At 73.7% G+C, this 12,200-nt stretch carries 12 protein-coding genes; 7 read left to right on the top strand and 5 right to left on the bottom strand.

The window, feature by feature from the left end:
- Positions 1 to 610 precede the first annotated feature (610 nt).
- Complete coding sequence (locus KME80_RS34490; protein ID WP_246646249.1) at positions 611 to 1,177, top strand: PucR family transcriptional regulator; 567 nt, start codon at positions 611 to 613, stop codon at positions 1,175 to 1,177.
- On the opposite strand, the gene KME80_RS34485 is transcribed toward KME80_RS34490, so the two are convergent.
- Together KME80_RS34485 and KME80_RS52190 are read right to left on the bottom strand one after the other, a co-directional pair.
- Entirely contained in the window at positions 1,164 to 4,106 is a 2,943-nt protein-coding gene (locus KME80_RS34485) for an AfsR/SARP family transcriptional regulator (RefSeq protein WP_219510872.1), read from the bottom strand. The two genes, KME80_RS34490 and KME80_RS34485, sit on opposite strands and share 14 nt — an antisense overlap.
- Before the next feature lie 243 nt (positions 4,107 to 4,349).
- Positions 4,350 to 4,484 carry a hypothetical protein gene (locus KME80_RS52190; RefSeq protein WP_281427312.1) on the bottom strand — a complete coding sequence of 45 codons (135 nt, stop codon included), beginning with the start codon at positions 4,482 to 4,484 and terminating at the stop codon, positions 4,350 to 4,352.
- A gap of 20 nt (positions 4,485 to 4,504) precedes the next feature.
- Here KME80_RS52190 and KME80_RS34480 point away from each other — a divergent pair, with 20 nt between their 5' ends.
- The 4 genes from KME80_RS34480 (at position 4,505) to KME80_RS34465 (ending at position 8,995) form a co-directional block, all read left to right on the top strand.
- Positions 4,505 to 5,830, top strand: a complete 1,326-nt coding sequence (locus tag KME80_RS34480) for a helix-turn-helix domain-containing protein (protein ID WP_308126044.1) — start codon at positions 4,505 to 4,507, stop codon at positions 5,828 to 5,830.
- 47 nt (positions 5,831 to 5,877) lie between these two features.
- Positions 5,878 to 6,471: a copper resistance CopC family protein gene (locus tag KME80_RS34475; protein WP_219510868.1), complete on the top strand. Its 594-nt coding sequence runs from the start codon at positions 5,878 to 5,880 to the stop codon at positions 6,469 to 6,471.
- The gene (locus KME80_RS34470) at positions 6,468 to 8,453 is read left to right on the top strand and encodes a bifunctional copper resistance protein CopD/cytochrome c oxidase assembly protein (RefSeq protein WP_219510866.1); all 1,986 of its coding nucleotides are present in this window, start codon (positions 6,468 to 6,470) and stop codon (positions 8,451 to 8,453) included. The genes KME80_RS34475 and KME80_RS34470 overlap by 4 nt, the downstream gene beginning before the upstream one ends.
- Before the next feature lie 152 nt (positions 8,454 to 8,605).
- Positions 8,606 to 8,995: a sensor histidine kinase gene (locus KME80_RS34465; protein ID WP_219510864.1), complete on the top strand. Its 390-nt coding sequence runs from the start codon at positions 8,606 to 8,608 to the stop codon at positions 8,993 to 8,995.
- Here KME80_RS34465 and map read toward each other — a convergent pair.
- On the bottom strand, positions 8,982 to 9,830 hold the full coding sequence (map, locus tag KME80_RS34460) for a type I methionyl aminopeptidase (RefSeq protein ID WP_219510862.1): 849 nt from the start codon (positions 9,828 to 9,830) through the stop codon (positions 8,982 to 8,984). The two genes, KME80_RS34465 and map, sit on opposite strands and share 14 nt — an antisense overlap.
- Positions 9,831 to 9,862: 32 nt before the next feature.
- Here map and KME80_RS34455 point away from each other — a divergent pair, with 32 nt between their 5' ends.
- Positions 9,863 to 10,039, top strand: coding sequence for a hypothetical protein (locus KME80_RS34455; protein ID WP_219510860.1), 177 nt, complete (start codon positions 9,863 to 9,865; stop codon positions 10,037 to 10,039).
- On the opposite strand, the gene KME80_RS34450 is transcribed toward KME80_RS34455, so the two are convergent.
- The gene (locus tag KME80_RS34450) at positions 10,036 to 10,677 is read right to left on the bottom strand and encodes a cyclase family protein (RefSeq protein ID WP_219510858.1); all 642 of its coding nucleotides are present in this window, start codon (positions 10,675 to 10,677) and stop codon (positions 10,036 to 10,038) included. The genes KME80_RS34455 and KME80_RS34450 overlap by 4 nt on opposite strands.
- The gene (locus KME80_RS34445) at positions 10,674 to 10,952 is read right to left on the bottom strand and encodes a CBU_0592 family membrane protein (RefSeq protein ID WP_219510856.1); all 279 of its coding nucleotides are present in this window, start codon (positions 10,950 to 10,952) and stop codon (positions 10,674 to 10,676) included. Before KME80_RS34445 ends, KME80_RS34450 begins: the two co-directional genes overlap by 4 nt.
- A gap of 73 nt (positions 10,953 to 11,025) precedes the next feature.
- Here KME80_RS34445 and KME80_RS34440 point away from each other — a divergent pair, with 73 nt between their 5' ends.
- On the top strand, positions 11,026 to 11,976 hold the full coding sequence (locus tag KME80_RS34440; RefSeq protein ID WP_219510854.1) for a LysR family transcriptional regulator: 951 nt from the start codon (positions 11,026 to 11,028) through the stop codon (positions 11,974 to 11,976).
- The last annotated feature ends 224 nt before the right edge of the window (positions 11,977 to 12,200 follow it).

Below are 12,200 nucleotides of genomic sequence, written 5' to 3'. Positions count from 1 at the left end.
AGCGCGGTGTCCTCGCCCGGCCGCAGCCGGGGCCCCTCGTCGCCACGGCGCATTCCCCAGAACCGGCACCACCCCCAGACCGACAACCGGCCCCAAGCCGACAACCGCCCCTACCGATGCCGCCCCCTCCACCGGTGGCGGCGCGCTCCCCGCCGGCGGCGCGCCTTCCCGGGAGGGGGCCGGCGCCCGTGGCGGTGCCGCCCCCGGGAGGGTGGGCGCTCCCGCTGAGGGCGCGCCCGCCGCTGGTGGCGCGCCTCCCGGGGTCGGCGTTCGGGGTGGTGGCGGGCCCTCCAGGGGCAGCGCCCCTCCCCGGAGGGCGGCCGCTCCTGCCGAGGCCGCGCCCTCCACCGGTAGGGCACCCGCCGCTGGTGGCGCGCCTTCCGAGGAGGGGGGTGGCGCGCGTGGCGGTGCCGCTCCCGTAGGGGTGGGCGCTCCCGCCGGGGCCGCGCCGCCCGCCGAGAGTGCACCCGCCGCTGGTGGCGCGCCCCCTAGGGCGGTGGCTGGCCGGGTTGGTGTGCCCTCCGGAGGGGTGGGCGCTTCCGTTGCGAGTGCCGGTTCGGCTGCTCGTGCTCCTTATGGGGAGGGCGGGTTCGGGGTTGAGGTGGCGGTGTTGGAGGGGTTGCTGGGGTGGGAGGTGGTGGCGGTCGCGGGGGAGGAGGGGGCCGTGGCCGTGGTGCCGTTGCGGGGGCGGAGCGCCGGGGAGGTGGCGGCGCGGGTGCGGGCCGGGGCGGAGGTGCTGGGGGCGCTGCCCGGGGTGCGGGTGTGCGCGGGGATGAGCGGGGAGCTGACGGGGGCGGCGGCGCTCAGGGGCGGTGTCGAGGAGGCGGGGCACGCCAGGCGGCTGGCGGCGGCGCGCGGCGGCGGCGTGGTCACCAGCGACGAGATCTACACGCACGCGCTGCTCCTGGCGACGGTGCCGGGCGAGGTGCGGAGCTCGTTCGCCGCCCGCCTGCTGGGCCCGGTGCTGGAGTACGACGCCCGGCACCAGTCGGAGCTGGTGGCGACGCTGCGCGCGTTCCTGGACTGCGCCGGCTCGTGGAACGCCTGCGCCGCGCGGATGCACGTGCACGTCAACACGGTCCGCTACCGGGTGAAGCGGGTGGAGGACCTGACGGGCAGGGACCTGTCGACGATGGCCGACCGGGTCGACTTCTTCCTGGCGCTCAGGGCGGGGTGACCGCGCCGAGGAGCGCGTGCACGGCGGCGTGCTCCTCCTCGGTGATGACCAGCCACTCGGGGTTGCCCAGCTCCACGGCCAGGGGCAGCGCCTCGGTGACGTACGGCAGCGCCGCCCGGGGCGCGCCGAGCGCCCGGTGCGCCTGCGACAGGCGGACGAGGCAGCGGAGCTGGCCGATCCGAAACCAGCTCGCCCGGCGCAGCCCGAGTGCCTGCCGCAGCGGCTCCAGCGCAGCCGCCGGTTCGCCCTCGTCGAGGAAGATCTCGCCGAGCACCGTCTGGACGAGCCCTTCGTGGCTGATGTCGCCGACCCGCCGCGCACTGGCCAGCGCCTCGGTCAGGGCCTGGCGCGCCTCGGCGGAGCGGCCGAGGCCGTGGCGGGCGGTGCCGAGCATGATGAGCGCGTACCGCTCGCCCACCTGGGAGCCGATCTCCCTGGCCAGGGCGAGCTGGGCGCGGGCGTGGCTCAGGCATTCGCGGTACGCGCGCCGTACCAGGAAGGTGTTGGCGAGGTTGCCGAGCGTCCGCTGCTCGCTGAAGCGGTCGCCCAGCTCGCGGGCGAGGACGAGCTGGGCGCGCAGGTGTTCGACGGCCTCGGCGGTGCGGCGCTGGAAGCTGAGCCCGCCGGCGAGGTGGCCGAGCGCGTGGTAGGTGCTCAGCCGGTCGCCGAGCCGCCGGCTGACCCGCAGCGCCTCGCGGTTGAGCGCGATGAGGTTGGCCGAGTCGTGCGCGCCGTGCAGGTACCACTGGAGGGAGAAGACGAGGGCCACGCCGAGCCTGGCGAGCCGCTCGTCGGGGCAGGCCATGGCCTGGGCCGCGGCGGCGACGAGGTTGGGCTCCTCGCGGGCGAGCCAGTCGCGGGCCTCGTCGGCGTCGCCCACGTGGTGCGGGGTCGCGTCGACGGGGTCGAGCTCGGGCCCGTCGGGCTGGACGCGGTGCGGGTCCATGGTGGTGCTGGCCAGGCGGGCCGAGGCGATCCAGTGGCCCAGCACGCGGGCCAGCGCGGCGGCCGCCTCGCCGGGTGACAGCCGCCCAGGCGCGGCGTGGGTGTCGGCGGGCCCGGCGGGGCCGCAGGTCAGCTCGGCGGCGAAGATGCGGACGAGGTCGTGGAGCTGGTAGCGGGGCGGCGCGGCCGGGTCGGAGCCGGACTGGTCGAGGAGGTGGGCGTCGACCAGCCGCTCCAGCGCGCGTTCGGCCTCCAGGACGCCGGTGCCGAGCAGGGCGGCGGCGGCCTCGGCGGTGATGTCGTGCACGTGCGGCAGGCCGATCAGGGCGAGCGTGCGGGCGGCCAGCCGGTCGAGCGGCCTGGCGCTGCGGGCCAGCGCGTTCCAGCTCGCGGCCAGGCTGGAGCGGACGGCGAGCTCGCCGGCCTCCAGCTCGTGCAGCCGCCTGCGCTCGTCGCCGAGCCGGGCGTTGAGCGCGGCCACGCTCCAGTCGGGCCGGTCGGCCAGGCGGGCGCCGGCGATCCGCAGGGCCAGCGGCAGCCCGTCGCAGAAGCGTACGAGCCGGGCCGTCTGCTCGGGGTCGGCGGTGATCCGCTGCGCGCCGGCCAGCGTGGACAGCACGGCGGCGGCCTCGGGGCCGGCCATCCGGGGCAGGTGGATCCGCACGGAGTCGTCGCCCGCGGCCAGGCTCTCGCGGCTCGTCACGAGGATCGCGGTGCCGCGCGGCGCCGACAGCAGCGGCTGGATCTGCGGCAGCCCGGCGGCGTCGTCCAGCAGGACCAGCATGCGCCGGCCCGCCATGCGGCTGCGCCAGGCCGCGGCGGCCTCGTCCACGTCGGCGGGCACGGCGTCGCCGGCGGCGCCGAGCGCCCGCAGGAACCGGCCGAGCACCTCCAGCGGCTCCAGCCCCGGCATCCCGGTCGTGGCGCCGCGCAGGTTCACGTACAGCTGCCCGTCGGGGAAGCGGTCCTTCACCATCGCGGCGACCCGGGCGGCCAGCGCGGACTTGCCCACGCCGGGCGGGCCGGAGATGACGACCAGGGGGCTGGGCGCGGAGCCGTCCCAGGGGGCCAGGTGCGTCTGGATGCGGATGATCTCCAGCCGTCGGCCCACGAACCCGCCCAGATCGCGCGGCAGCTCCCGGGGCACCACCGGCATGCGTCCCGCCGCAGGGGCGGCCTCGGGGGAGCGGGACCGGCCGGGCGGGGGCGCTGCGGGGGCCGGGCCGGGCTCGCGCAGGGCCAGCTCGTAGGCGGCGCGCAGGGCGGCGCCCGGGTCGACGCCCAGCTCCTCGCGCAGGATGCGGCCGCCCTCGTTGTAGACCTCCAGCGCCTCGGCCCGGTTGCCGCTGCGCAGCAGGGCCAGGACGAGCAGCTCGCGCAGCCGTTCGCGGATCGGGTGGCGGCGGGTCAGGTCGCGCAGCGGCGGGAGCGCGTCGTGCGGGCGGCCGAGCCCGAGCAGGGCCTCGGCGTGCCGCTCCGCGGCGGTCAGGCGCAGCTCGGCCAGCCGGGCGCGCTCGGCGTCGGCGAAGGGGCCGGGCACGCCCGTCAGCGGGTCGCCGTGCCACAGCGACAGCGCCTCCTCCAGGCTGGTCAGCGCCTCGGCGGCGCCGTCGCGGCGCATCGCCAGCCGGGCCGACTCGACGTGGCCGGCGAAGGCGACGGCGTCGACGTGGCGCGCCTCGACCTCCAGCCGGTAGCCGCCACCGCCGCCGACCAGCAGCTCGGAGTGGCGGTGCTGCTTCCTGGACGGCTCCAGGGCGCGCCTGAGCCCGGCCACGTACGTGTAGACGCTCTGTTCGGCGCTGCGCGGAGGGTGCTCGCCCCACAGGCTCTCGACGAGGCGGGGGATCGGCACCACCTGCCCGGGGTGGGAGGCGAGGACGGCGAGGACGGCGCGCTGGCGCGGTGAGCCGGGGTCGACGGCGGCGGCGCCGCGTAACGCCGCGACCGGACCGAGGAGCCGGATGCGGACGTGCTCGGCCATGAGCGATCTCCCCGCGTGCGACGCTGCGTGATCCGGATCGTCCTGGAAGGGGCGACTAGAAGCTCTGTAGAAGAAATATAGAACTATCGTCTAGCTTGAGGGGGCTGTGCGTGATGCGGGGGCGTCCGAGGTGTCCGGACGGTCTCCCGGTGCTGTTCGCGGGCCCGGAAGACGCCTCCTTGTGCGGAAGGCGGCATCTCCCGGGCCGTTGCGTAGACTCGTGAGAGCGGGAGCCCTCGGGGGTCAGCAGCAGGGCGAGACCTCGAAATGCGCGATGGCAGGAGACGTTTCGGCCACCACGGTCGTACCATTGCTGCCAACGGCCACAACGGCCGTGAAGATGGCGGTAAGTGCGGTCAGGGCAAGACGTGTGCGCATGGGGGGTTCTCCCTCGGGCGGTGTGCGTTGCTTGGACATCATCATCTCAGGGAGCAGCGGCTGTGACCACATCAGACCTGGTCGGACTCCGTATCAAGACGGTCCGGCGACAGCGCGGCATGTCGCAGGCACAGCTCGCGCACCCTGAATTGTCGGACAGCTACGTTTCCTTGATCGAGAGCGGCAAACGTACTCCCACCCCTTCGGTGCTGGAGCTGCTCGCTCAGAAGCTGGACTGTTCGCTCTCCTATCTGCTCAATGGCGTGACTGCCGAGCAGATGGAAGATATCGAACTCGCACTCGGTTACGCGAGGCTCGCCCTCGAGAACGGAGAGGTTCGCGAGGCTCGCACGCGCTTCGCCGAGCTGCTGGAGAACAATAACCTGACAGGTCTGACGGCGCTGCGTCAAGACACCGAATACGGCCTGGCGCTCGCCGTCGAGGCGTGCGGTGACCTTGACGAGGCGATCTCCATCCTCCGCCGCCTCCAGGCCGAGGAGCTCAGCCCGGAGCGCCGTATCGAGGTCGCCATCGCCCTGTGCCGCGCCTACCGCGTCAGCGACCGGCTCAGCGAGGCGGTCAAGGTCGGCGAGGGCATCCTCGGCGGCCCGGCCCGGCCGGCCTGGTCAGACGCGCTCGTCGAGTTCGGCGCGACGCTGCTGGCCGCCTACCTCGACAGCGGCGACCTGCTGCGCGCCCGCCAGTTCGCCGGCGAGCTGCTCAACGCCGCCGACATGCTCAACACCCCCAGGGCCACCGTCGCCGCCTACTGGAACGCCGCCCTGGTCGCCGAGAGCACCGGCCACGGCGAGGAGTCGCTGAGCCTGGCCGAGCGCGCGCTCGCCGTCCAGACGGAGAACGGCCAGCCGCGCAACAGCGCCCGCATCCGCATGGCGTACGCGAGCATGCTGCTGCGGCTGCGCCCCACCGCCGTCGAGGAGGCGCGCCAGGCGCTGCTGCGCGCCCGCCAGGAGCTCGCCCAGACCTCCGCCAGCACCACCGACCGCGCCAACAGCGAGGTCGAGCTGGCCCGCGCCGCCCTCATCGCCGGCGACCACGAGCAGGCGATCGTCCACGGCGAGGCCGGCCAGGCGCTGATGGCGGGCAACTCCAGGGCCCTGGAGGCCGAGGCGCACCTGCTGCTCAGCCGCGCCAAGGGCGCGCTCGGCAGGCAGGCCGAGGCCGAGGCCGAGCTGCGCGGGGTGCGCGACTGGCTGGAGCCGCTGCCCGACTCCCGCCGCGCCGCCCGCACCTGGTACGCGGCCGCCGAGACGATGGAGGTCCTCGGCGACGCCGAGGGCAGCGCCGACCTCTACCGCCGTGCGCTCGCCTGCGCGGGATTGTAACGGCGGAGTCCGGACCGGGCGGCGGCGTCGGTAGCCTTGGGGGTGCCATGAAGAAATCCCCGCTCGCGGCCCTCACCGCGATTCTCGCCGCCCTGTTCGTGCTCGCCACCGCCGCCCCCGCGCAGGCGCACGACACGCTCAAGAGCAGTGATCCCGCCAAGGGTGCCACGGTCAAGTCCGTGGACGAGGTCACGCTCGAGTTCTCCAACAAGGTGCGGATGCCGTTCGTGATCGTGCGCGGGCCCGGCGACGCCCAGCACCAGGCCGGCGACCCCGAGTCCGACGGGCCGGTGGTGAAGCAGCGGCTCAAGGGCGAGCTGCCCGACGGCAAGTACACGATCGCCTACCGCGTCGTCTCCTCCGACGGGCACCCGATCGAGGGGGAGATCCCGTTCACGGTCAAGGGCGCGTCCCCGTCCCCGGAGGCGAGCGCCGAGAGCAGCGCTGAGGCCACCGCCGAGGCGAGCACGGCGGCCTCCGCCGCGCCCTCCGCCGCGCCGTCCAGCGCGGCGCCCGCCGCCGACCAGGCGGCGGCCGAGGAGAGCTCCGGCACGTTCCCCGTCTGGCTGATCGTCGTCGTCGGCGCGCTCGTCGGCATCGGCATCGGCTTCCTGCTCAGCGCACGGAAGAAGAAGCCGTGACCAGGGCCGCGCGTCTCGCGCTTGCGGCGGCCGGGGCGGCGCTCGCCGCCCTCGTGGTCGCCATGGTCGCCGGAGGCGCGGCCTTCCCCCGCATCATCCTCGGCGTCCCCTCCTCGGGGGTGCTCACCCGGTGGGGCCTGCCGGTGTCCAAGCTCTTCATGGACGTCGCCGGCGTGACCACCGTCGGGCTCCTGCTGGCGGCGGCGGTCCTGCTGCCCAACGGCAAGTCCGGCAAGGGCCTGCTCGGCACGAGCGCGCTCGACTACCTGCGCGCGGCCTCCTGGACCGCCCTGACCTGGGCCGGGGCCGCGTTCCTCACGATGGTCTTCAGCGTCTCCGACGTGTGGGCCAAGCCCGTGCCGGAGATCCTCAACCGCGACTTCCTCGTCGGCTACGCCACCCAGGAGAGCCCCGGCATCTCGCTCACGCTGGTGATCCTGTTCGGGGTGTCGATCGCGCTGTTCTCGCGGGGCGCCATCACCGCCGGGGCGGCGGGCGCGCTGCTGGTGTTCTCGCTGGTCACGATGCTGCCCCCGGCGCTCACCGGCCACTCCTCGTCCTCGCCCAACCACGGCCTGGCCACCATCGGCCTGTCGCTGCACCTGCTGACGCTGGCGCTGTGGGTGGGCGGGCTGGGCGTGCTCGCCCTGCACGCGGTGCGCAAGCAGCCGCAGCTCGGCGTCGCCGCCGAGCGCTTCTCCCGGCTCGCCGTGTGGCTCTTCGTCGGCGTCGGCCTGTCCGGCGTCTTCAGCGTGCTCGCCCGGCTCACCGCCGTCTCCGACCTGTGGACGTCCAGCTACGGCATCCTCCTCGTCGCCAAGACCGTCGCGTTCGTCCTGCTCGGCTACGTCGGCTGGTGGCACCGGCAGCGCACGCTCGTCGCCCTGGAGGCCGGCGCGCCGCGCGCCTTCACCCGCCTGGCCTTCGGCGAGCTGATGCTCATGCTCGCCACCATCGGCCTGGCCGTCGCGCTCGCGCGCACCCCGCCGCCGCCCGTCAGCCTGCCCGCCGACCGCGCCTTCGACCTGCTCGGCTACCCGGTCCCGCCGCCGATCTCGCTGGCCAACATCGCCTCGCTGTGGTGGTTCGACCTGTTCTTCGCCACCGTCGCCGCCCTGCTGGCCGGACTGTACGGGGCGGGCGTGGTCAGGCTGCGGCGGCGCGGCGACACCTGGTCGTGGGGCCGCACCGCGTCCTGGTTCATCGGCGTCGTGGTGCTCGTCATCGCCACGCAGACCGGCCTGGCCCGCTACTCCAAGGTCATGTTCGACGTGCACATGATCGAGCACATGACGCTGGCCATGATCGTGCCGATCTTCCTGGTCCTCGGCGGGCCCGTCACGCTCGCGCTGCGCGCCCTCAAGCCGGCCGCCGTCCGGGGCGACCGGGGCCCCCGCGAATGGCTGCTGGCGATCCTGCACAGCAGGTTCGTCCGCGTCGCCGCCCACCCCGCCATCGCGACCGCGATCTTCATCGCGTCGACCTACGCGCTCTACTTCACGCCGCTGTTCGAGGCGGCCATGCAGGAGCACCTCGGGCACATCGCGATGACGCTGCACTTCCTCATCAGCGGCAGCCTGTTCTTCTGGGTCGTCATCGGCGTCGACCCCGGCCCCCACCAGCTCCCGCACGTCGGACGGCTGCTGCTGCTGTTCGTCACCATGCCCTTCCACGCGTTCTTCGGCATCGCGCTGATGATGACCGGCTCGGTCATCGCCTCCGGCTGGTACGAGCAGCTCGACCGCTCCTGGGGCGGCCCCCTGCTGCAGGAACAGCAGAACGGCGGCGCCATCGCCTGGGGCTTCGGCGAGATCCCCACGCTGATCGTGCTGCTGGCCATCGCCGTGCAGTGGTATCAGAGCGAGGACCGCAAGGCCCGCCGCGACGACCGCAAGGCCGACCGCGCCGAGGGCGGCGACCCCGAGCTCAACTCCTACAACGACTACCTGGCCAAGCTCAACCGCCTCGACAAGACCGAATAGCTGCCGCGCGCCCTCCTGCCCCCCACCCTCCGGCCCCGGCGGGTAGCCTTTTCGGCAAGGGGGAAGGTGTGCGCGATCCGCCAGGCCGCAGGCGGGCCGCGCCCGTTCGGGGCGCTGAGGAAGGCGGAAGTCGGTTGACGGAAGAGACGCGCATGCGCGGGGGAGAGAGCCTGGCGGAGGCGCTCGAAAGCTACCTCGCGGACTGGTCGCGGCGCACCGGTGTCACCGTCGAGACGTGGGCGCTGCCCGCCGAGGACGTGCCCGCGCCCATCGGCGAAGGCGTGCTCACGGCGATGCGTGAGGCCCTGGCCAACGCCGAGCGCCACAGCGGCGCCTCCGTCGTGTCGGTCGCCGTGACCGTCAGCAGCGGGGGGCTGCGCATGACGGTCAGCGACCACGGCCGCGGCTTCGCGCCCGGCCGGTCCGGGCGCGGCATCGCCCGCATGCGGGCCGCGTTCGCCGAGATCGGCGGCACCCTCACCGTCCGCAGCGTGGAGGGCGAGGGCACCACCGTGTCAGGGGTCGTGCCTAGGCGAGAGTGAGGATCTCGCTGCCGGTGTCGGTCACCACGATCGTGTGCTCGAACTGGGCGGTGCGCTTGCCGTCCTTGGTCACGGCCGTCCACTTGTCGGGCCAGATGTCGTACTCGATCGTGCCCAGCGTCAGCATCGGCTCGATCGTGAACGTCATGCCCGGCACCAGCTCCACCCGCAGCGACGGGTCGTCGTAGTGCGGCACCATCAGGCCCGAGTGGAACGTGGTGCCGATGCCGTGACCGGTGAAGTCACGCACCACGCCGTAGCCGAACCGCTTGGCGTACGCCTCGATGACCCGGCCCACGACGTTGAGCTGGCGGCCCGGCGCCACCGCCTTGATCGCCCGCATCATCGCCTCGCGGGTGCGCTCGACCAGCAGGCGCGACTCCTCGTCGACCTCGCCCACCAGGAACGTCGCGTCGGTGTCGCCGTGCACGCCGCCGATGTAGGCGGTGATGTCGACGTTGACGATGTCGCCGTCACGCAGCACGGTGTCGTCGGGGATGCCGTGGCAGATCACCTCGTTGATCGAGGTGCACAGCGACTTGGGGTAGCCCTTGTAGCCGAGCGTGCTCGGGTAGGCGCCGTGGGAGACGAGGAAGTCGTGGCCGATGCGGTCGAGCTCGTCGGTGGTGACGCCCGGCCGGACGTGCCGGCCGACCTCTTCGAGGGCCTGACCGGCGATCCGGCCCGCCACGCGCATCCGCTCGATCATCTCGGGGGTCTTCACGTCGGGCTCGCCGGTCTTGGGGCGCTTCTTGCCGACGTACTCCGGCCGCTCGATGTGGGCGGGGACCTTTCGCATGGGCGAAATTCGGCCGGGCTGGAGCAGAGTCGTCATGAAAACCGAGTCTACGGGGCAGAATTGGTCACGTGAGCGATGGCCAGTGGTGGTTCTGCCTCAAGCACATGCGCGTCGAGCCTGACCAGGGCTGCCCCAACAAGGACCGGCTCGGCCCCTACGAGAGCGAGCAGGAGGCGGCCGGCGCCCTGCAGCGCGCCGCCGAGCGCAACAAGACCTGGGACGAGGCCGACGAGGCCGACGACTAGACCACCGCGTAGGCCCGTACGGGGAACGTGCCCAGGCCCGCGATCATCGGCGGGGCGGCGTGAAACCTGAAGCCCTCGGCGGGCAGCCCGCCCAGGCCCGTCAGGTGCTCCACCACGGGGATGCCCGCCGCCAGCAGGATCGTGTGCGCGGGCCGTTCGCCGTGCGGCGGGGTGTCGTCGATGTTGAGCGAGTCGATGCCGACCAGCGCCGCGCCACGCTCGGCCAGGCTGCGCGCCGACTCCGGCGCCAGGTAGGGGTGGCCGTGGGTGTAGGCGGCGGTGCCGAAGTGGCGGTCCCAGCCGGTGTGGATCAGCACCGCGCGGCCCCGTACGTCCAGGTCCTCGCCGACCGTCACCTCGCGCTCCTGGCCCGCGCGCACCACCAGGCCCGGCAGGTCGGCCAGCTTGTCGAGCGGGACCGCGGCCAGGTCGGGGCCGTCGGCGTAGCGGTGGAAGGGCGTGTCGACGTACGTGCCCGTGTTGCCGACGAGCGTGACCGTGCCCATGTGGAACTCGGTGCCCGGCGCGTACACCTTCCTGGAGTCCTCCCGCGACAGGTGCACGCCCAGCTCGGGACCGGGGATGCCGGGGTAGGTCACCAGGCCGGGGGTGATGCGGTGGCTCAGTTCGACGATCATCCTTGCTCCTGGGCTTCCGACGGGGTTCTGGCGGCGGCGAGGCGGGCCAGCTTGACGAGGGCGACGATGCCGATGGCCGCCCACACGAGGTTGAGCCCCGCCGACGGCCAGGCGGCGTAGTAGGCGCTGTTGACCATCAGGCCGATGGATCCGGCCAGGTTGATGAGCTGGTACGGGACCGCGTCCCCGTTCAGGCGGGACGAGGAGACCAGGTAGTAGCCGGTCAGCAGCAGCGCCGCGCCGATCCAGCCCACGACGTCGAGGAGCAGATCCATGCGCGCCATTGTCCGGATTTATAGGGTTAAAGCGCAAATAAAAGATCCTAAATGATGTCGTAAGCTGTCCTTTATGGAGATCGACCCCCGACGGCTGCGGATTCTCCACGAGGTCGCCCGCCGGGGCGGCGTCATGCGGGCCGCCGAGGCGCTGTACCTCACCCCCTCGGCGATCTCCCAGCAACTCGCCCAGCTCGAACGCGAAGTCGGCCTCCCCCTCATCGACCGCTCCCAGCGCCGCGTCTCCCTCACCCCCGCCGGGCGCGTCCTCGCCGGATACGCCGAACGCGTCGAGGACGAGCTCGCCGAGGCCCGGCGCGAGCTCACCCGCTTCACCGACCGCCTCGCCGGACCCGTCCGCATCGCCGCCTTCCCCACCGTGATCACGCACGTGCTGGTCCCCGCCCTGCGCGACCTCGCCGACCGCCACCCCCGCATCGTCCCCTCCATCCACGAGGTGTACGGCCAGCCCGCCCTCCAGGAACTCAGGCACGGCGTCGTCGACGTCCTCATCACCGAGCAGGACATGAGCCTGCCCGTGCTTGCCCAGCCGTCCCTGTCCACCCGCGCCCTCTACGTCGACGAATACCGCATCGTCGTCCCCGCCTCCTGGACCGACCCGCCCCGCGACGTCGCCGACCTCGCCGACGTCCCCTGGATCACCGGCGAACCCGGCCAGGCCAGCGGCCAGGCCCTCGACCGCCTCGCCGGCCTGCACGGCTTCGAACCGCGCAAGCTCCACGTCATCACCGAGTTCGGCCCCGCCCTCGCCCTCGTCGCCGCCGGGCACGGCGTCGCCATCGTCCCCACCCTCGCCCTCCTCGACGTCCCCGAAGGCCAGGTACGGGTGACCGACATCCGCGACGTCGGCTCCCGCCGCATCGACGCCGTCACCCGCGTCAGCCGCACCCGCTCCGGCGAACCCGACCCCGTCCAGGCCGTCGTCATCTCCGCCATCGCCACCGCCACCGCCGCCCTCGACCCCACCCTCCGCACCCACCTCCCCCAACCGCAGAACCCCTGACCCGCCTGCGCTGTTGCCCGTCGGCCCCGGCCCCCTGAGGCGCTCAGGTGACCCGGAAGGCGCGTCCGCCGGCCCTCGCCCGCTGCCTGGCCGCTGAGGGCCCAGGCCCCTTGAAGGTCCAGGCCCCCACAGCCCGCCCCCCACGGCCCGCCCGAGACGGCCCGCCTGCGACGGCCCTCCTGCGACGGCCCGCGCACGGCGGACCGGCCCCCACGGCCCGCCTG

Source organism: Nonomuraea ceibae, assembly GCF_019396325.1.
Taxonomy (GTDB): Bacteria; Actinomycetota; Actinomycetes; order Streptosporangiales; family Streptosporangiaceae; genus Nonomuraea; species Nonomuraea ceibae.
The sequence above is the reverse complement of the archived record's forward strand: the minus strand, read 5'-3'. Positions and strand labels throughout refer to the sequence as shown.

Bases quoted from the DNA above. Each gene is read 5' to 3' on its own strand.
- KME80_RS34485 (WP_219510872.1), bottom strand. From the start codon at position 4,106: ATGGCCGAGCACGTCCGCATCCGGCTCCTCGGTCCGGTCGCGGCGTTA.
- KME80_RS52190 (WP_281427312.1), bottom strand. From the start codon at position 4,484: ATGCGCACACGTCTTGCCCTGACCGCACTTACCGCCATCTTCACGGCC.
- KME80_RS34475 (WP_219510868.1), top strand. From the start codon at position 5,878: ATGAAGAAATCCCCGCTCGCGGCCCTCACCGCGATTCTCGCCGCCCTG.
- KME80_RS34465 (WP_219510864.1), top strand. From the start codon at position 8,606: ATGCGCGGGGGAGAGAGCCTGGCGGAGGCGCTCGAAAGCTACCTCGCG.
- map (WP_219510862.1), bottom strand. From the start codon at position 9,830: ATGACGACTCTGCTCCAGCCCGGCCGAATTTCGCCCATGCGAAAGGTC.
- KME80_RS34450 (WP_219510858.1), bottom strand. From the start codon at position 10,677: ATGATCGTCGAACTGAGCCACCGCATCACCCCCGGCCTGGTGACCTAC.
- KME80_RS34445 (WP_219510856.1), bottom strand. From the start codon at position 10,952: ATGGATCTGCTCCTCGACGTCGTGGGCTGGATCGGCGCGGCGCTGCTG.
- KME80_RS34440 (WP_219510854.1), top strand. From the start codon at position 11,026: ATGGAGATCGACCCCCGACGGCTGCGGATTCTCCACGAGGTCGCCCGC.